This is a genomic window from Microcystis sp. LE18-22.4A (assembly GCF_027531105.1).
GTDB lineage: Bacteria > Cyanobacteriota > Cyanobacteriia > Cyanobacteriales > Microcystaceae > Microcystis > Microcystis aeruginosa.
Genome location: NZ_JAPZRB010000234.1, coordinates 1 through 20,115 on the forward strand (window position 1 = coordinate 1; position 20,115 = coordinate 20,115).

The 20,115-nt window shown below is 42.4% G+C and carries 12 protein-coding genes and 2 pseudogenes; 7 read left to right on the forward strand and 7 right to left on the reverse strand.

Going from position 1 to position 20,115, the window contains the following annotated elements:
- Window positions 1-480: 480 nt before the first annotated feature.
- A complete protein-coding gene (gene trxA, locus O9295_RS10800; RefSeq protein WP_288032927.1) occupies window positions 481-837 on the forward strand; it encodes a thioredoxin in 357 nt (118 codons plus the stop codon).
- 66 nt (window positions 838-903) lie between these two features.
- Here trxA and dprA read toward each other — a convergent pair whose 3' ends face one another.
- The 7 genes from dprA to cobG all read right to left on the reverse strand — a co-directional run bounded on the left by dprA (window position 904) and on the right by cobG (window position 8,730).
- On the reverse strand, window positions 904-2,052 hold the full coding sequence (dprA, locus tag O9295_RS10810) for a DNA-processing protein DprA (protein ID WP_288032928.1): 1,149 nt from the start codon (window positions 2,050-2,052) through the stop codon (window positions 904-906).
- A gap of 514 nt (window positions 2,053-2,566) precedes the next feature.
- Window positions 2,567-2,779 (reverse strand): hypothetical protein, encoded by a 213-nt coding sequence (locus O9295_RS10815; RefSeq protein WP_288032929.1) that lies wholly within the window; start codon window positions 2,777-2,779, stop codon window positions 2,567-2,569.
- Window positions 2,769-3,008: a hypothetical protein gene (locus O9295_RS10820; protein ID WP_287676584.1), complete on the reverse strand. Its 240-nt coding sequence runs from the start codon at window positions 3,006-3,008 to the stop codon at window positions 2,769-2,771. The genes O9295_RS10815 and O9295_RS10820 overlap by 11 nt, the downstream gene beginning before the upstream one ends.
- A 199-nt stretch (window positions 3,009-3,207) precedes the next feature.
- Complete coding sequence (locus O9295_RS10825; RefSeq protein ID WP_288032930.1) at window positions 3,208-5,790, reverse strand: SUMF1/EgtB/PvdO family nonheme iron enzyme; 2,583 nt, start codon at window positions 5,788-5,790, stop codon at window positions 3,208-3,210.
- A 186-nt stretch (window positions 5,791-5,976) separates the two neighbouring features.
- Window positions 5,977-6,681 (reverse strand): precorrin-2 C(20)-methyltransferase, encoded by a 705-nt coding sequence (gene cobI, locus O9295_RS10830; protein ID WP_288032931.1) that lies wholly within the window; start codon window positions 6,679-6,681, stop codon window positions 5,977-5,979.
- Window positions 6,678-7,304 (reverse strand): precorrin-8X methylmutase, encoded by a 627-nt coding sequence (locus O9295_RS10835; protein ID WP_288032932.1) that lies wholly within the window; start codon window positions 7,302-7,304, stop codon window positions 6,678-6,680. The genes cobI and O9295_RS10835 overlap by 4 nt, the downstream gene beginning before the upstream one ends.
- Before the next feature lies 1 nt (window position 7,305).
- Window positions 7,306-8,730 (reverse strand): precorrin-3B synthase, encoded by a 1,425-nt coding sequence (cobG, locus tag O9295_RS10840; protein WP_288032933.1) that lies wholly within the window; start codon window positions 8,728-8,730, stop codon window positions 7,306-7,308.
- 517 nt (window positions 8,731-9,247) lie between these two features.
- On the opposite strand from cobG, the gene O9295_RS10845 reads away from it, so the two are divergent.
- The 6 genes and pseudogenes from O9295_RS10845 to O9295_RS10870 form a co-directional block, all read left to right on the forward strand.
- A complete protein-coding gene (locus O9295_RS10845) occupies window positions 9,248-15,886 on the forward strand; it encodes an Ig-like domain-containing protein (RefSeq protein ID WP_288032934.1) in 6,639 nt (2,212 codons plus the stop codon).
- 93 nt (window positions 15,887-15,979) lie between these two features.
- The gene (locus O9295_RS10850; RefSeq protein ID WP_288032936.1) at window positions 15,980-16,717 is read left to right on the forward strand and encodes a hypothetical protein; all 738 of its coding nucleotides are present in this window, start codon (window positions 15,980-15,982) and stop codon (window positions 16,715-16,717) included.
- 2 nt (window positions 16,718-16,719) lie between these two features.
- The gene (locus tag O9295_RS10855) at window positions 16,720-17,157 is read left to right on the forward strand and encodes a carboxypeptidase-like regulatory domain-containing protein (RefSeq protein ID WP_002804288.1); all 438 of its coding nucleotides are present in this window, start codon (window positions 16,720-16,722) and stop codon (window positions 17,155-17,157) included.
- Between the two features lie 259 nt (window positions 17,158-17,416).
- Window positions 17,417-18,682 carry a precorrin-6y C5,15-methyltransferase (decarboxylating) subunit CbiE gene (gene cbiE, locus O9295_RS10860; RefSeq protein ID WP_288032937.1) on the forward strand — a complete coding sequence of 422 codons (1,266 nt, stop codon included), beginning with the start codon at window positions 17,417-17,419 and terminating at the stop codon, window positions 18,680-18,682.
- A gap of 252 nt (window positions 18,683-18,934) precedes the next feature.
- Window positions 18,935-19,592: pseudogene (locus O9295_RS10865) on the forward strand (IS4 family transposase); the annotation flags it as partial.
- Between the two features lie 204 nt (window positions 19,593-19,796).
- A pseudogene (locus O9295_RS10870) lies at window positions 19,797-20,115 on the forward strand (IS4 family transposase); the annotation flags it as partial.

The following is a 20,115-nucleotide window of genomic DNA, read 5'->3' on the forward strand; positions in this document are numbered from 1 at the left end:
TGTCAGTCTGTAGAGCGACCATAAGACCAGAACAGAGTAAATCTGTTAAGGCAGGTGCGGAACCCCGCAAGGGAAAGAAGCAGAAACCTAAATCGTGAGGTTTGGGAATCACCGTCCGTTTACGGCGGTGAGGATGTCAAAATCAAACTCAGGTTAAGCCTAGATAAAATCGCTGACTTTTCGGGTTTTTCTTCAAGAAAATTTTATCCGGCTGTGATCACCCATCCCTGACTCGGGCAATATTACAAAACTTTATCAAAAAAAAGTCAAAATAGAGCCTCTAGGGTTATAAAATAGAAGAATGCCCCTTGTGAAATTGATCCAAGAAGCTACCTCTGATGCAAGTTAAGGCCTCTATAGTGGATTTAGAGCTAGTTCTCGTCCTTTTCACCAGTGGAATGTCAACATCGCACCACGAATCTCTAGAACGGAATTTTTGCGTATTCTAGATAACCGTGATTACTAGAGGATTTCTTAAGTATGTCAGAGGTTCCTGCCGTTACAGATGCCACCTTTAAAGATGAAGTTTTAGATAGTGCCAACCTTGTCCTAGTGGATTTCTGGGCTCCTTGGTGCGGCCCCTGTCGAATGGTGGCTCCCGTTGTCGAAGAAATTGCCAAAGACTTCAAAGGGCAAGTCAAGGTGGTGAAACTCAACACCGACGAAAACCCCATTATCGCTAGTCAGTACGGGATTCGCAGTATTCCTACTCTGATGATCTTCAAAGAAGGTCAAAAAGTTGATACGGTGGTCGGGGCTGTACCGAAAACCACTTTAGCTAATACCCTAACTAAACACCTGAAACCTGATGATCCTCAAAAGGGGTCAAAAAGTTGATCTAGTGGTCGGGGCTGCACCGAAAACTACTTTAGCTAATACCCTAAATAAGCATTTGGGGGTTAACTAGGTTTTCTGGTAACGCATACCGGGTAACTGAGTCACTAAACCCATTAATTCTAATTCCAATAAGATCCCCGCCACTTCTGAGGTGGGGATTTGCATTTTTTGAACAATAATGTCAAACAACAGGGCATCTCTGTCAAATAACTGATACACTTGTGCTAGTCTAGGTTCTAGATTGACTGGAGGAGCAGCATTAACGACCGGGGATGTCTCTAGAGGGGGTGAAGGGGACGGATTAACCGGTGCAGATTGGTTCTTGGTGGGAATTGCCCCCAACATTTCTAATAATTTCTCCTCAGAAACGATAATTTCTGCTCCCTGATGAATCAGTTGTAAACAACCCCTAGCGGCAGCAATATCGGGAGAATTGGGTAAAGCATAGATATCGCCGCCGAATTCGTTAGCATAACTGGCCGTAATCAGGGAGCCAGACCTTTCGGGGGCCTCGATAACAATCGTGGCGCGACTTAAACCGGCGATAATGCGATTACGACTGGGAAAATGGGCTTTATTCGGTTGAGTTGCGGCGGGATGTTCACTAATGACTAAACCCTGCTTTTGGATGTCCGCCTGTAGCTGCCGATGACGACTAGGATAAACCACATCGACCCCCGTTCCCAAGACGGCAATCGTTCTTCCCCCCGCTTTTAAACAGCTTTGGTGTGCCTCGCCATCAATTCCTTCGGCCATACCAGAAACAATAGTAAATCCCTGTTGGGCCAAAAGGGTACTTAAGCGCCGCGCCCAGCGCCTGCCGTGATCCGTGGGGTTACGAGTACCCACAATGGCGACGGTGGGGATATTTCCCTGATTTTCCTCTAAATTGACCTTTCCTTGATAGTAAAGTAAGGGGGGAGGACTGGGAATTTCCCAGAGAAAGCGGGGATATTCTGGGTCGCTAGGAGTCCAAAAAAGGGGGTTTTTCTGGATATGTTCGGCGAAAAGAGCTTCTGGGTCAATTTGCGATCGCCCTTCCCGTACCGCTACCATTAACTTTTTGCCAAATCCCGCCCCTTCTGCGATCGCAGAATCGGAGGCATTCCAGGCCACAGCGACACTGCCAAAATGCTGATAGAGTCGCTTCAGGGAAATTGGCCCAACTCCAGCAATACTTGACCATGCTAACCAATAAACGCGCTCGTCTGTCAATTTGAAAGGCTCCTCAGACAAAGTAATATTTTCAGTCGGTTAAAACTGACTGCGGCCAGATGACCCTAATTTATTTTAATCTTGCCGGAATACTTTCCATTAGTTGTTGAGGTATTGTTGAGCCTCGTCCATGTCTTTCACTTTTTTAACAGGTGAATAAGTTGTTCTTGATCTTCTGGGGGAAGTTGTTCGGTTGCCTCTAGTATTTCTGTAAAAGTGGCTTGAGTCATGGTTTTAGTTGGTTATAGCGGTCTTTGGAGCCAATTGTAGCAGTAACGGTAGAATATTTTAGTATAGCTTAACGGATATAACAGACAAATTTATTGTAATTTAAAGCTAAAAACTGCGTTAAATAATGCCCCCGAAGAAATCAGTGATCGTATTTTTTTTAAGAACGTAGAATATCGGACAAAATATCTACAATTAAGGTTTGGTTTTTTAATGATAATGAGCCTAGTTCACGCTGAATCAGTGAAGATCGAAGTGTTACTAAATGATCAAGTCTGATGGCTGACTATTGGCGAAGACCACTGATCATAAAATCTGGACTTTCTGGTCTCAGAATAATATCTGTATGAAGGGGATTTTCTGGAATACGACTGGTAATTAGGGCAAAGATAATGTGTTGATAGCCTCCAATTTGATGGGTTAAGCAATAAGCAGGACGAACCTTACTGGAAGATAAATCGTCGAAGGGAAATTGAATTAATACAATTTTACCCTTCATTAGTTACAGGTTGTCCATCGTTAAGGGTATAAATATCTTCTTCGGGATCTTGCAGAAAAGCAAAGCTAGGGTTATGGGCAACGGCATCTAGCCAGTTTTTTTCGTTCAGTTCATCCTCCGACATCAAAAGAATGACGCGCACAAACCGATCTTTTTCTTGGGGAATAGGATGATCAAGTTGAATTTGCCCTTGGGTATTGAGGATACCAGTGGTTTCAATCGCACGCATAGCAAAACCTAAAAGAAGTGATTCGATTCTAACATTAAAGTAACCATAAAAAGCGGTGATGGCTAACTACAGCGATCGCTATTCTCAGGCTCGCCCTATTAGACTTCATCTTTTTATTGGTTATTGGTGCGCTTCCATATAGGCTCGGAGCAACTGATAACAGTTAACAGTTAACTGTTAACTGTTAACTGTTAACTGATTATGGGAGATCGCACACAACCCGAAACCCGATATCGTGGTTGCAAATTTCGGCAACACTTCTGCCTCGATATGCTGAACTACAGACCAAAGGGTCGCGGCACCACGAACCGCCACGCCGTATTATTGATGACTTATTAGTTATATTGTTATCTCTCCATGCAAGACTGCCATTTTCTCTAATATTGTCTGGTTTGTTAACATAATTTTCATGATGTTGATCAGCACACCATTCCCAAACATTGCCGTGCATATCATAGATTTTCCAGGGATTAGGTCGCTTTTCCCCAACAGGATGGGTTGTATTATTTGAATTACCATCAAACCAGGCATAATCTCCTAGTTTATCTTTATCATCGCCAAAACTAAATAGGGTTTCAGTACCAGCGCGACAGGCATATTCCCATTCTGTTTCTGTAGGCAAACGGTAGTTTTTTCCAGTTAACTGGCTCAGTTTTTCACAAAAAGCTTGAGCATTAAACCAAGTAACAGATTCTACCGGGTTCTGGGGATTTCCTGAAAACCTGGAAGGATTATTTCCCATCACCGCTTGATACTGTGCTTGGGTGACGGGATATTTGCCTATCTGAAATGCTGGCACAATTACTTCATGTATCGGTTTTTCATCTTCATACTCATTAGAACCCATGTTAAATTTACCGGCGGGTATATCCACCATTTCTAAGTGAAAGTCTGGAGGCAATGAGGTAATATCTTGGGAAATTTGTTTTTGTTGAATAAGCTCATTAGCTGACCGAATTACCCTAGGTGATACTTGTAATAATTTATCAACATTTACCTCTGCCAAGCTAAATTTAGAGTTAGCTGCCGATTTTTCATGACCGTAAGCCATTAAAGCTTTAAGCTTAGTATGACTAGCCCAATAGCGAATCGACTCTTCATATTCTTGGGTTTTTTCTTCATCTAGTGCAAATTCTTCTAATTTTGCTAAAATTTTCTTATCATTTTCTAAATCTGACAATAACAATGGCCATTTTAAACTAATCGCAGTAAACTTACCTAACTGTTCAAAAGTTAGAGAAGGAACTAACAAATTATCATTCTCATCTCGCTCCTCAAAAAATAAACCAGTTTCATTAGCGATATAAACCTTGAGACGAAAGACATTGATAAAGTGTTTAATCCGTCGCGGATTGTAATCCAATGCGGGAGCTACCATCATAATGACATTCCGCACTGTTTGGGAATCTCTATTATCAGATTTGTTGACTTGAATCGCTTCTAATCGCTTAATTACAGATGCTCGTGCTTTCTCTTTTTCGGTTTGTTCAGATTCTATCGAAGGATTATCTAGAGACAAGTTTTTTAAATCACTTGTCTGATTACTTGTTGCAGAAGTGAGATGCTTTTGCGAATTATTTCTCCAGGGTAAAGCTAACTTAAACTTACCCCAGAATGACTGAAAAAATGTAAAACGAGGTTTAGCTGGCTGTAAATTGGGAGGAGTTGAAGTAGCAAGCTGAATCAAAAAACGCTCAAAATCTGACCGGGATGGTTGGGGAACTAAAAAGGGAAGCTGGACAAACTTTTCAATAAAGGTATAACCATAAGCTAACCCTTTATTAGCACTACGTCTCGCTAAAATATCAGGATCAATTTCTGTGGTTTCTGACGGTAAATACTTGAGAATGTTTTCGTATTTTACCGCTAAACTAGCGGCTACTTTTTCTCTGTCCATTCCTAAAATAAACACCACTGAAGGATCATCAGCAATCATCAAGTTAATCGCTTGCATCAAGTCCGCTGATTTTGGATGTTCACAACGATCTAAATCGTCAATAAATACATATACTCGATCATTGCCAACATAGGCATCAACAATTTTAGCAAAATCTTCATGAAATTCTTCTACAAATGCCGATTGTTTTTTATAATCTGGGGCTTCTATATATTTAATTAGGTTGTTTTTAGGGTTTTGAAGTAACCTTTGAAAATTTCTCGATAAACTCTTAATACCAGCGAAAATTCCTGCTCCTGATAAGGTGACACCTCCAGCGGTAAATAATAATTTAAAAACTGAATTAATTTTGCTCCAAAAAACATCTTGAGAGGTTGTTGTTCCGATTAATTCGTTAATTCCTTCAACTCCATAAACGATTAAAATAAAAGGAATGGCAATTGATGCACAAATCACAAAAATTATTACTGGTAAAGCTTTAATTAATTCAAACAAGCCTTTTTCTAGGTTAAAACGCAATAATTGTAATTTAAAATGGCCTAGGATAACTCGAGGCAAATCTCGCCAATTTTTGGGCGTAGAAATCTGCTTAATAAAAGACAGCGCAAAAGCCGCCCATACCGACTCCGCCTTATCGTGTCGCCAAGCATTAAACCAAACCGTCCGACCTCCTTTTTTTCGTAAATATTCCTCCAACATTTTCATAAAAGAAGACTTGCCACTACCCCACTCTCCCTCAACCGATAAAGTTAGGGGTGGTTGTGTCTGCTCATGCAACAAAAATTCAGCGATCGCTATTACATAAGGCTCAAATCCGAGGGCATCATTATTAGTAGCTTGATCGCTGACGCTAGTATTGCGGATAGATTCAGGAGAATCGGACATGGTAGTTATTTTTAGGTGACAGAGAATGGAGAAGAAAATAGATTACCTTATCAATCCGAGAAACGCTGTATATAACCCCCTATGCAACAAAAAAAGCAACGAAGAAAAGACATTTTTATAACATTATCTAAACCCTATAGGTTCTGTCAGGTAGGGGATAGAAGATTTAACTTAGTGTCTATAGAGTTATTGGGGTTTAGTTTTACTAGGAATCAGAATTAATGACCAGTAAGTAGCAGCCTCTGGATCGACTTCTGTAATCGGAATAATTTGCTGATTGGGTAAGGTTGCTCGTTCGATGTAGAGGGCGCGTTCTAATAATCCTAATTCCTCGAGAATATTGCGAACTTTAGCGAAATGTCTGCCTAATTTAATAATCGCCGCTGCATCAATAAATACTAGGCGATCCCGCAATATTTCCGCCTCTAAAGTAGCGGGCATAATACTAAATACGTCATTTCGATAAGTAATAGGTACACCCAGCATTGCTGCACTTGCCATCACTGAAGAAATACCCGGCACGACTTCAATGGAAAAGCGATCGCACAAGCGATTAAAGATATACATAAACGTGCCATACAACATCGGATCGCCCACACATAGCACCGCCACATCTCGACCTAAGTTTAACTGTTCGGCGATATTTTCGGCGGCAATATCATAATGAGGTTGAGAACTGCGCTCGACACTAAAAGGTAAAGGCATGGGAATTTCTATCTGCTCGGGACGGATAAAATCCGACACAATTGCCCGTGCCAAAACTTTGCCACTTTCTAAGGTAGGATAAGCAATTACCGGAACAGTTGTGAGAATCCGGTGTGCTTTTAGCGTCAACAATTCGGGATCACCGGGCCCGATTCCTAATCCATAAAGTTTGCCTAATTTATTCATAATTCGTTCTCTTTTGCTAAAGCATTGACTGCTGCTGCCGCGATTGCGCTGCCTCCCCTACGTCCGTGCAGGGTAATAAATGGCACGCCACGACTATTAGTTGCTAATTCTAATTTCGACTCTGCCGCTCCTACAAATCCCACGGGAAAGCCTAAAATCAAAGCCGGTTTATCTACATTTTGATCGAGCAATTCTAGTAGGCGAAAAAGTGCGGTTGGTGCATTACCAATGGCTACCACTGCTCCAGCTAAATGAGGTCGCCAAAGTTCTAAAGCGGCAGCGGAGCGGGTATTATTAATTTGCTGTGCCAACTCGGTCACTTCCGGATGATTGAGGGTACAAATAATCGGATTATCTTTAGGTAAACGCGCTTTGGTAATGCCATTAGCGACCATTTGAGAATCACAGAGAATTGCTGCACCCCCAGCGAGGGCATTTCGTCCGATTTTAACTGCGTCCGGTGATGCTTCTAAATCTTCTGTTATGTCTGTCATCCCACAGGAATGAATTAGACGAACCGCCACAGGAGCTAAATCATCGGGGAGATTTTCCCAGTTAGTTTCAGCCCGAATAATAGCAAAAGATTTGCGGTAAATTTCCTCACCATTCTTAATGTATTCCATTCTATTTATCTAAAATTTTCGAGTTTTGGGAGCTTAAAATTTGGGCTATGAGGGGGGGAATCTTGGCAAATTCTCCCTCAAATATGGGTGTTTCTAAGAACTTTTGACTATCACCCACATAGACTTGATAAGCTTCTAGTATTTGGCCATTTTCCTCGATGGTGGTTCCTAAAAGGGTAATTTCGGCTGGACCCGGTTGAGCGCAGGATTTAGCACAACCCGTCAAATGAATATTAACAGGAGAATTGCAGGTTAAGCGTTCTTTCAAATAATCTGCCAAGAGAGAAGCATGAACTTGAGTTGCAGTGGCCGCTGCCGCACAACCCGGTTTACCGCTACAGGCAACTATCCCCGCATCCCATCCAAGAGAAGCGGATAATCCTAAGAATGCCAGTTTTGGCAACAATTCTGACACTTTTTCATCGGGAATATCGGGTAATATAACAGTCTGCCAAGGGGTTAATCGTAACTGACCACTGCCAAAAGTTTCTGATAGTGTCGCTAATCCCCATAGTTGATTAGCCGTCAATTGTCCTAATCTTAATGATAGACCAATATAAGACAATCCGGGTTGCTTTTGAGGATGAATTCCTAGATGAAAATAGGGTTGAGTAGAATGGGCAGCCTGCTGGTATTCTTGCCCTTTTATTATGCCGGTAGAAGTCCGATGTAATTGGGAGTTAACTTGTTCGAGATATTTGGCCAATCCCCAATCTTTGAGCAGGTGTTTCATCCGAGGTTTTTTACCCTTGATATTGGGGGTTTGTTGAACATAATCGACATAAACCTTTACTAGAGCTTTGACCACAGCTAAACAGTTTTCTGGCTCAATTAATAAGTCCGTGTCATAGAATTGTTTATCTCCTCCGAGGGCTAATCGAAAGCAAACAAGAGAAGTTAAATTTGTCGGATTATTGACGGTAATTGCCGATAGCTGAATCTCGTTATAGCGGTGTTGCCAGGCCATAGTTGAACCAGTGCCAATTCCCACTGCACCACCGCCATCGATCCCGATACTAAATTTAGGACTTAGTTGGGCAATTGATGGATAATTTTGGATAAAATTATCTAATTCTTGGACTAATGGACGAGTATCGATCGATTCTTGGCAGTCAATTCCAGCCGTGGGACTGGACATGATGTTACGCAGATGATCGATACTGGGATTATGGGCAGCTAACCCTAATTTTTGCAGGGTTTGAAATTCTTCTAAACTGGGGGATTTTTGCAGTCCGCGAATTTGCAGATTTGCCCGATTGGTAACTTGTATTGTCGTCTGCCATTGTTCGAGCCAAGTGGCGATCGCTTTTCCCTGTGGAGAATTGAGCCATCCACCGGGGGTGCGGAGACGAATTAAAAACCCATCCTGGGCAGCAGTTCCATAAAATAAACCGGGACAAGCATTTGCTTCAACTAACCAATTCACCGTTGTTTGTTCTCCATGCGACGCAGAGAAGTAGTTAGAAAATTATTTGTCTATCTACCGATTAAAAACTTGTAATTGGCATTCTGACTCGCAAGGAAAAAGGGAAGATGTACTCCTTTTACTTTTTACTTGATTACAGCTGCGGCACAGTACCAGAATTGCACTGGACTTTCCCAAAGACAAGCTTAAGGATCATACCACAGTTTGAGTTTTGGCGTTGCTAGATAAAAATCAGCTATAGGCTGGTTCCTCTATCCATCTGGCACAGACAACTCCTTATTGGATAAGCCTTGACCCTTAGAAGATGTACCAGACTGAGCCTGAATCCGCCGTAGTAATTACCCAATTATCTTAAGCACCACAAGCATTTCAGCTTTTTTTCAGCAAGCCCTACCTACTGTGAATGTTAAAAATTTCTGTCTTTTTTGTTATAGTTTCTAACATTGCCTATAGGCTTAACCCAGTGACATTTCATAAACTCCAGTGTCCTTTGAGTTTCGGAAAGGAATTAAACACTATGAACTCAGTTAATCTTTTGTTTGGGAACAAGACAATCAACCAATCTCTTAGGTTTAGCCAAATTCTCTCCCAATCTCTGGAAAGCGTATCTTACTCTCTTCAGGAATTCGCTACCAGTCCAGAATTTATGGAGAAGATGAGGCTTGCCTTTGGAGACAGTTTTGTGACGGTTACTGCCCTTAACTTGGCACAAGATTGGCAAAAAGGTAGTATAACGCTCCCTTCCCTTGAGATTCTTACTGCTACGACCCTTAATGGTGCTTATGCCGGATATGCTAGTGGGACAAAGACGATTTATCTATCTGAAGAATTTCTCAGTGAGAATTCCCTTTCAGTAATAACAAGTAGTATTTTAGAAGAATTTGGACACTCTCTTGATGTTATACTTAATGACTCAGACTCTTCAGGAGATGAAGGACAGATTTTTGCTGCGCTGGTTCAAGGATTATCTTTACCTGAATCAGAACTGCAAGCATTAAAACAAGAGAATGATTTCGCCACGATATATATAGATGGTCAAGAAATTTTAATTGAACAGGGAAGTGTTTCAGATAGTGGCGGCTTTGAAGGGAGTTACCAAGTGATTACCCTTGATACGAAGGGTGGAGGATATGCCAGTTTTTACTATGAGCATTATACCATTCCTGATAATTTCATTATTCGTTATGAAGGAAGGAATATCTTAGAAACGGGATTTGTTGGAGGAAGCAAGACAGGAACGGTTCAAATTCCTGAAGGAGATTCTGATCAGTTAGAGATAATTGTAGCAACCAATGATGAAGGAACAGCATGGAATTATACGGTTGAAACAATTGCACCAGGGTTAAATATACAAGATGCCTATGTTACTGTCCCAGGAGGAAGTAATCAAACGGCAACCATCAAATTCCCTGTGATTCTCTCAGAAGCAGTTGATGTAGAAGTTACTGTTAATTATTTTACGCTCGTAGGAACGGCCGTAGATGGTGTAACGGGGAACGACAGAATAGATTACCAACCGATTACAGGTACATTAACCTTTGCCCCAGGAGAAACCCGTAAAGAAGTTGAAATCAGGATATTAGGAGATACCCCTGTTAATTACGGGGGCAATGCCAATTTTGAGATTTTCGCAAGGGATACAGCGTATCAGAATTGGGATAAAGGAGACGATATTGACTTTAACGGTAGTTTGTCTTATGGAGATTTAGGCTATCGAGTTGATCAATTTTTCAACGATGGCAGTACAGGTTTTCAGGCAACAGGATTAACTTCGGATGAAAATTTCTTTGTTTTAATCAGCAATCCTGTCAATAGCGAAATTAGCCAAGAGAGTGACCAAGAAAAAGATCGCTTATTGACAGATTTAGAAGAATTTCTCGGTCCAGATTTTGTGAATTCATCCTCTTATCAGAAAGTCAAAGAAACTCTCAATGACCTAGAAGCGCAGGATACCTCTTGGGCTTATGCGACTGGGACGATTTACGATGAAGGAAAAGCCCCCGTCTTGGCGATTCGGGGGACACAGCCCGATCAATTAAAAACAGATGTCTGGGATGATGCTAATCCCAATGGCATTGGTTATGGTCAATTTACGGCCAATCGGGAGGCTGTTAATCCATGGCTTCAAGAAGCAAGTCAGCCAGAGGATAATCTCTCGCTAAAACCCCACATTACAGGTCATAGTTTGGGTGGAGCATTAACCCAATGGGTGGCAGCAGATTATTCTTCTCAAGGTGCTTTAGGGAATATTGTTACGTTTAATGCTCCGGGTATTTCAACGAGTGCGGCTAATAGTTTCAGGGGTGCAGAGAAAGTCACTCACTATATCACTTCTATCGACATAGTGAGTATGGCAGGATTTCGTTATATTGCTGGACAATATGTTTTATCCAATCAATTGCTTGTCCCTTCCTCATTTCCCAATCCTGTTGATGCTCATCTTCATCCCGTAATTATTCCTAAAGTAGAGTCCAGTGGCTTGACTAAACCAGCTAATTTAAAGATAGATACGGTTGGTGGTACAAATGCGCTAAGTAGTCCCTTCTTCACCTATTTACCCGATCCTGATTATTTTGCGATTCAATTGATAGTAGCATCAGTACCAATCATTGGCCCATATTTGGCAAGTCAGCTAACTTTTCGTGGCACTACTGAATTAAATCGTCAAGCTATAGGTGAACTGCTCTACGGTATCGGCTTAGAGAACATCGAATTTGCCATAGAAAAACTAACGGCTGCTGTTAATGCTGCCAAACAATGGGGACAAGATGCTTGGAATGCCATTACAGGGTGGGGAGAAAATGCTTGGGGTGCAGTAAGTAATTGGACAGTAACGGCTTGGAATGCCACAACCACATGGGTTAGTCAAGCTTGGAATGCCACAACTACATGGACGAGCGATGCTTGGAATGCTACCAAACAATGGACGAGCGATGCTTGGAATGCCACAACTCAGTGGACAAGCGATGCTTGGGATGCCACAACTCAGTGGACAAGTGATGCTTGGAATGCTACCAAACAATGGACGAGTGATGCTTGGAATGCTACCAAACAATGGACGAGTGATGCTTGGAATGCCACAACTACATGGACAAGCGATGCCTGGAATACCACAACAAAATGGACAAGTGATGCTTGGAATGCCACAACAAAATGGGTAAGTGATCTTTGGCCTTTCTCATCTTCATCGGATTTTCTGTCTGTTACAGCCTTTAATGAGATGAATAGTGATTCTATTAATCTTCAACAGACTCTCATTAATAATCCTTGGCAAGCGATCGCTCAATGGACTCCTGAAGCGTGGGAAGCAACCACTCACTGGAGTGATGCGGCATGGCAAGCGACAACAGCATGGACTCCTGAAGTGTGGCAAGCGACAACAGTATGGACTTCTGAAGTGTGGCAAGCGACAACAGCATGGACAGATGAGATATGGCAAGCCACCACTCAACTTGATAGTACAACAGGGGATGAAATCCTTTTCGGGACAATTGGCAATGACAATCTAAGTGGCAACGCGGGCAAGGATATTCTCGATGGATTAGCAGGAAATGATGTTCTTGATGGAGGAGAAGGGAATGATATTATCAAGGGAAGTGCTGGTAATGATAGCCTAACAGGGGGGACAGGTAGCGATAGTTTCGTCTTTGAGAGTCCCACAGAAGGGATAGATACCATCGAAGATTTTGACAGTAGTGAGGGCGATCGCATTGTCATTTCGGCAACGGGTTTTGGCGGAGGATTAACCCCTGATGCGGTTCTCGCAGAATCTCAGTTTGTCTTAGGGACGACGGCGGTTGATAGTGATGACCGATTTATCTATGATCCAGCTACTGGAAATCTGTTCTTCGATCCTGATGGCAATGGTGCTGCACCTCAACAACAGATTGCTATTCTAACAGGCGCACCTAACTTGAGTGCAGGGGATATCTTTATTTCTGGCAATTCAACAACCCCTAGCATCAAAATTACCGCCCCATCTACTAATGTCAGTGACACCAAAGTAACCATTGAATGGAATGCCTTTGATGCTGACTCAGAAGCAACCATTAGCCTATTCTACGACACGGACAATCAAGGATTTGACGGTGTCTTGATCGCTGATCGATTAGCGGAAACCGATGGACAAGGAAGCTTTGTTTGGAATACCGAAAATATTCCTCAAGAGAATTATTTTATCTACGCCCAGATTGTTGATGAAACCCATTCTCCTGTTTTTAGTTACTCCAAAGGGCAAGTTCTATTAAAACCTTTGATAGAGGCGGATTTGTCGGTCACTAAAACCCCTAGTGTTACCTCTGTGGAATTGGGAGAAACTTTTACCTACACGATTCAAGTCACTAATAATGGCTCAGTTACGGCTCAAAGGATAACAATCACGGAAATCTTAGCAGAACCTGTTACTTTTGTTTCTGCCAGTCTTACCCCCTCTCAACAGAGCGACAATGCTTTTACTTTTGATATTGGGGAGCTGCCATCGGGTGAAAGTCAAATAATAGAAGTCACGGCGATCGCTCCTACACTATTAACAGGAACAATCATCTCTAATACCAGTGTTTTAAGTGAAACCAATGATCCTAATCTAACCAATAATGTCGCACTTTTAGCAACTGAGGTCACTGCACCCGCACTCCCAGACTTAGTGGTAACTCGTACTGATAGTTCAGGTGGGGTCAATATTAACTCTCCCTACAGTTATAGCCTAACGGTCACTAACAATGGTTCTGCCACAGCAACAGGGGTTATTCTGACAGAACAATTACCTTCGACAGTTGATGTCATTAGTGCCACGGCTAATGTTCCTGGACTACAGCGCAATCTGGTAGATTTGATTAAGTTCCCACTGAATGCAGGTGAACGAGTAACTCTCGATATTGATGCGAGGACACTGGGATCATCTTTAGATTCTGTCTTGCGCTTGTTTGATTCAACAGGTATTCAATTAAGGGTTAGTGACGACAACCCTGCACCGAATGAACCTTTTAGTCGGGATTCTTATATCGATTTTACCGCTTCGGTTTCTGGGACTTATTACGTCGGGGTGAGTGGCTACTCCAACTTTAGCTACAATCCTTTCATTGATGGCAGTGGAGCTTCAAGTTCTTCATCAGGTAACTATACGCTTGAAATTAAAGTAGGAAGTGGCGGTTCTACCAATCAGGTGGTTTTGGGTGAACCTAATAATACAATTCCCCAAGCAGTAGATAGCGGTCTGAGTTCGGCTAATCCGGGAATTTTCGTCGCTTTCGGTTCAATTCGGACTGATTCCGAGCCGATTACTAATCCGATTAGTATTAACTTAGGTGATCTTGACATTGGTGCAAGTGTAACCGTCGATTTAACAGTTTCCTCGATCGCTGCTGGTAATCTCAACAGTACAACAATCGTAACCAGTAATGAGTTAGATGCCAATCCTCTTGATAACCTAATTGCTGGTACACAAGTTGTTAGTTCGGAGACTCCTACGGAGATTGATTTAGAACTAACTCAAACGGTTAATAATTCTAATCCTGCGATTGGGGATGAAATTACTTTAACCTTAACCCTTACCAATATCGGCCCCGGTATCGCTAGTAATATTCAAGTGACCAATGTTTTGCCCTCAGAATTAGCGTTTATTTCTGTCTTTGCTGAACAGGGAACTTATGATAGCAACACAGGCATCTGGAATGTTGGTAATATGCGAGATAATCTTAGTCGTACTCTAACGATTACTGCACAAGTAAATGGGGGTCAATCCCTCACGAATACGGCTCAAGTTACGGCAGTTTTTGAAGCAGACCTTGATTCTATTCCCAATAATAATGATCCGACTGAAGATGATCAAGCTTCTGTTTTGATCGATGTTCAAAATGTCGCTCCGATTGTGCAAGGAAACAAAACCTTAACGGTTTTAGAAGATGCGTCTTCTACTTCCCTCAATATTTCTACGCCAACCGATGGGAATGGTGATAGTTTAACCCTAACGGTAGAAACAATTCCAGATGGCACAAAAGGTCAAATTTTCTTAGGCAATAACCTAGTTAATACTGGTGATCTTTTAACCCCACAGCAGTTAACCAGCTTAGTCTTTGTTCCGAGCGCTAATGCCAACGGTGCAGCAGGAACGTTTAGTTATACCGTTAGAGATGGTCAAGGAGGTACAGCTTCGCAAACGATTACATTAGCCATCACGTCAGTCAATGATGCGCCTGTTGCCCAAGATGACACGGCGACCACCTCTCAAAATACACCTATTACTTTAGCCGTCCTTGCCAATGACAGTGATATTGAAGATGATTCTATCTCTCTAACTTCTTTCAACCCAACTTCCAGTCAAGGTGGTACAGTCAGCCGAGATGAAAACGGGACTCCTAGCAATCTCACTGATGACAAACTGCTTTATACTCCCGCAACTGGGTTTATTGGCATTGATAGCTTCACCTATACGGTTAGCGACGGTACAGATAGTGACACGGCAACGGTTACGATTACGGTGACTTCTACTAACCAACCGCCCCAAGCCGTTAATGATGTGGCAAAAGGGACGCAAAATACGCCTTTAATTATTCCCTTTGCTACTCTCCTTAGCAATGATACCGACCCAGATTCCGGTGATATTCTCAATCTTACAGGCGTCAGTAATCCCAGTAATGGTAGCGTTAAGTTGAATGGCTCAAATGTTATTTTTACGCCTCTTGCTGGCTTTATTGGTCAAGCGAGCTTTGATTACAGTATAAGCGATAATCAAGGAGAAACTAGCACTGCCAGCGTCAATATTGCTGTCAATCCCTTCTTGGGTTCTCAGGGTCGAGATACACTGATAGGAACGAATCTTGATGATATTCTCATGGGGGGTTTAGGGGCTGATAACCTCACAGGAAACCAAGGTCACGATCAATTTGTTTATCAAAGTATCCGAGATGCGGGAGATGTGATCAAAGATTTTGAAGTTGGTATAGACCGAATTGTATTTACTGCATTACTTAATAGTCTTGGATATGGAGGTTCTAATCCGATTGCGGACGGCTATCTGAACTTTGGTTCACGGAGAAATGATACCGTCATTCTTTTTGATGAGGATGGTTCTGGTTTAAGTAAGCGGGCTTTACCTTTTATTACCGTTGAAAACCTCGCCTTAACTGCGATGCAAAATCCCAATAACTTTATCTTTTGATCCTAAAAATGGGAGCGCAATGTCGCCAGAACACTTGAGACGCGCTCCTAAGATTCTTACTAACAACTGTGTCATGTAATTTAGAGGAATGCTATGTCTATCAAATTTTCTTCTTTAACATTTGGGTTCATTTTCGGCTTAAGTTCTCTGATCGTTGCTAAGTCTTCTCAAGCGGCTTTGATTAACTTTAGTAGTTGGAATCTAGCTGGAGATGTGGAAATTACTTCTTTGGGAGAGGTTGATCTCTCAACGAATGCTTTACAAAATGATGATAGTCCTAGTCCTGATAGTAATTTTAATTTCTCTAATCTTCCAGCTATTGATACTGCTACTTTAGAGTCAAATTTAGGACTTCCCTCTCAAAGTTTAGAGCCAGATCATAACAATTTTGTATTTGCTTTTGAAGGCTCAGGACTGGAAAATCAATATACTTTCACTGAAGAGACGACCTTAAGTTTTAATTGGACTTTTTTAACCAATGACGAAACTCGTAATCTCAGTGGATTTGATTTTGATGATTATGCTTTTATTGCCCTCAATGATCAAATTCAAACTTTAGCGATTACCAATAGTTCTATCAGTACCTTAATCCCTTCTAGCACTAATTTCAGTCGTCAAGTTTCGGGGAGTTACACGCAAACCTTTAGTCCCGGAACTTACAGCATCGCTTGGGGAGTGGTTGATGTTGGCAGTTTTGACCAGACTTCGGCTCTCACCGTTAACAATGCTCAACTATTTCCATTTAATCAGCCTATTCCCGAACCCAATTCTTTATTTAGTTTGTTAGTTCCTCTCGGATTTTTTGCTGTATCATTTCTTCATCGGAGATAGACATGAACCTACTTCCTAAACAACTGACAATTACCTTATTAGCTCCCTTGATGTTATTGGTCAGTAGTTGTAGCTCAAAATTAATTTCTGCGCCGGGGATTAAGGGACGGTTTATCGAAGAGTCAACCGGAAAACCCATTGCCGGAGCTAAGGTGAGATATACTAATATAGGCGAGGGCTTGACCAAAGAGAGTATCACCGATGCGGATGGTCGTTTTATTTTTCAGCCTGAATTTACAGAGGGCTATGCAGGATATCCCACATCGCCTGTCGGTTTACGGGTAAGACTTCAACTAATGATAAAAGATAAGCACAACTTTTCATCTGTCTATCCTTCTGTGAAAAATTCTGCTTATCCTTCTGTGAAAAATACAGATGTTGATAATGCTATGATCGATGCCGGTGATATTAAAGTTAATCGGTTTTTTTTAAACCCCTAAGACCCCTTTTTTCTTGAGGTAAAATATGTCATTAAGAATCAACCAGAAAATCAATATCAGGCTCTTCGTTACTTGGTATGATTCGATCAGGGGGCATAAATCGACTAAATCCTTATATGGCAAGAGACTCAATTGATTAGCTCGTTCTAGATAGAAAACAATTGGCAAAAATCGAAGCAATGTCTTTCTGTGTAAGGGTTTTATCCTTTATAACCCCCCTCCATTGCATAACACAAACCGAAGAACGCAATATCATACTTTGATTCAGCAACAACCAAAATTTTTTTTAGACATGGCGGATCGCAATTGTCAGTCGAAATGGCTATCGATCATAGGAATTGGTGAAGATGGCTTAGAAGGGTTAAGTTCGGTAGGGCGAAGTCTGCTTTCTTTAGCATCAGTTATTGTCGGTGGTGAACGTCATCTGGCAATGTTACCCTCAGAGGATCAACGGCAAAAACTGCTCTGGACTTCTCCCATCCAAGACTCTGTTAACGAGATTATCCGCCGTCGTGGTCAATCCGTCTGTGTTTTGGCCAGTGGTGATCCCATGTGCTACGGAATTGGTGTCACCCTCACCCGTCAGATTCCCCTTGAGGAAATGACGATTATTCCCTCTCCTTCTGCCTTCAGTCTTGCCTGTAGTCGTTTGGGTTGGCCTCTGAGTGAAGTGGAAACTTTGAGTTTGTGCGGTCGGCCTCCGGCTTGGTTGAATGGGGTGCTTTATCCCGGCGCTAAACTGCTGGTACTGAGTGCCGATGCCCAGACTCCAGCGATCGCTGCTCGGCTGCTCCGGGAGGGAGGTTTTGGCGAGAGTCGCATCACGGTTTTAGAACATCTAGGGGGAACCCTAGAACGCCACATTGAAGGCATCGCCAACGATTGGCAGTTTACAGAGCTGGCGGATTTAAATGTCATCGCCATTAGCTGCATCTCCTCCCATCCCCCCGCCCTGGCGCGGCGCCTTCCAGGACTGCCGGATTCTGCCTACCATCATGACGGACAGTTGACAAAAAGAGAAGTTCGTGCTATCACTCTGAGTAGATTGGCTCCCCTACCCGGACAATTGCTCTGGGATGTGGGGGCGGGTTGTGGTTCCATTGCCATTGAGTGGCTGCGGAGCGATCGCCGTTGCCAGGGGATTGCGATCGAACATCATCCCACCAGATTACAATACATTGCCGATAATGCCGCCGCCCTGGGAACGCCCCACCTGCAAATCGTCGCCGGAATCGCACCGAGCGCCCTGGAAGATTTACCGCAACCGGACGCTATTTTTATCGGTGGCGGTATCACCACACCCCACCTATTGGAAACCTGTTGGTTAGCCCTGCGCCCTGGGGGTCGTCTTGTTGCCAACACTGTTACAATTGAAAGCGAATTAGTCCTCTTGCAATGGCATAGTAAATTAGGAGGGGAACTGCTGCGAATTGGCATTGAAAAAGCCGAACCGGTCGGCAAGTTTTTAGGTTGGAAAGCCATGGCCCCCGTAACCCAGTGGACTGTTCAGAAACCGAGATTGTAAATCCTTAATTTTGTCCTTGCTCTCTCTTGCAAAAGTTGTCAATAGAACTTTTTGGGTATTCTTTTCCTCTCTAATTAGTTAGGTGTTAAAAATTGTCAGATCCCCCTTAATAAGGAGGGATCAAAGCCCCCCTTATCAAGCTATCCATTAGTCGGATCTTTCTTAACAAAAAGAGAAGAAACTTAAAAAAAGGGGAAACGATTGATAGGTATAGTTTTGAAAGAAGGAATCAAGGTGGAGGTGAGCAAAAAAATGGAGAAATGGGCAGCCCAAGAATTACAGTATGCAGACCTAGGGGACACCAGAAGAAAGAAAAGGTTAATCAGTATCGTGGAAAACTTGGCCAGTCAACCTAGTACAAGTGTGCCACAAGCCTCGGGAAATCTAGCCGCAGCGAGTGCCACCTACGACTTTGGGAATTCACCCTATTTTCACCCCTCAGATCTAATTGCCGCCCAAGCTAAAAGTACAGTAGAAAGAATCAAAGAACATCCAATAGTTTTGGCAGTGCAAGACACAACAAGTTTAGACTTTACGACGCAAAAAGCCAAAAAGGGAATGGGTTATCTAGATTGTAAAAAAATCCTTTGGTCTCAAAGTTCATACCACCTTAGGAGTGTCAGCGCCAGGAATACCTTTAGGACTGATTAATCAATATGTCTGGGCAAGAGAAGAAAAGAATTTAGGGATTGCCAAGCAACGCAAAAAAAGAGAAACCCAAGAAAAAGAAAGTCAAAGATGGTTAGATTCTTTGTCAGAAACACAACAAATACCCGAAGAAATTCAAGTAGTAACAATCGGAGATTGTGAAGCAGACATATTTGATTTATTTGCCCAATCAAGAAGTCCTAACTCTCATTTATTAATCCGAGGAACTCATAACCGAAAAGTTAACTATCTCGAAGACAAGCAAAGGTCAGGGAGCATCTCACTTACGCGATAAGTAATTATACTTAGCCTAAACGCCACTCTTAATCGTGTCTTGGAACGAAATAGAGGCTTTTAAAGACTGCGTACATGGAGAATTAAAACAAGAATTACCCTCGAAAAGCCTATTTTTCCACTAAGTATTTATGCTCATTGCAAAGGTGAGATGCTCCCAAAGGTCAAAGGTCAAAGGTCAGGGCATCCAGAGCCTAAATATTTACATCAATCCATCAGAGAAATAAAAGCCTGTGGGACCTTAGATGTGCAAGTAAAACGCAATCCTAATCACGAGGCTAGACTAGCTAAACTAACAGTTAGATTGGCCAGTTTTGAAATACAAGTACCTAGCCATCACTCCAAGGCGACCCCTCGTCAACCGGTCAAATTACAGGTAATTTTAGCTGAAGAAGAAAATCCGCATACCGGGGTTAATCCTATCAGTTGGCTCCTCTTAACTAGCCTAGACATTAGTAGCTTTGAATCAGCGATAACCTGTGTGCGCTGGT

Excerpts from the sequence above, each read along its gene's own strand:
- trxA (WP_288032927.1), top strand. The coding sequence starts at position 481 with ATGTCAGAGGTTCCTGCCGTTACAGATGCCACCTTTAAAGATGAAGTT.
- O9295_RS10815 (WP_288032929.1), bottom strand. The coding sequence starts at position 2,779 with ATGAAGGGTAAAATTGTATTAATTCAATTTCCCTTCGACGATTTATCT.
- O9295_RS10820 (WP_287676584.1), bottom strand. The coding sequence starts at position 3,008 with ATGCGTGCGATTGAAACCACTGGTATCCTCAATACCCAAGGGCAAATT.
- O9295_RS10825 (WP_288032930.1), bottom strand. The coding sequence starts at position 5,790 with ATGTCCGATTCTCCTGAATCTATCCGCAATACTAGCGTCAGCGATCAA.
- cobI (WP_288032931.1), bottom strand. The coding sequence starts at position 6,681 with ATGAATAAATTAGGCAAACTTTATGGATTAGGAATCGGGCCCGGTGAT.
- O9295_RS10835 (WP_288032932.1), bottom strand. The coding sequence starts at position 7,304 with ATGGAATACATTAAGAATGGTGAGGAAATTTACCGCAAATCTTTTGCT.
- O9295_RS10845 (WP_288032934.1), top strand. The coding sequence starts at position 9,248 with ATGAACTCAGTTAATCTTTTGTTTGGGAACAAGACAATCAACCAATCT.
- O9295_RS10850 (WP_288032936.1), top strand. The coding sequence starts at position 15,980 with ATGTCTATCAAATTTTCTTCTTTAACATTTGGGTTCATTTTCGGCTTA.
- O9295_RS10855 (WP_002804288.1), top strand. The coding sequence starts at position 16,720 with ATGAACCTACTTCCTAAACAACTGACAATTACCTTATTAGCTCCCTTG.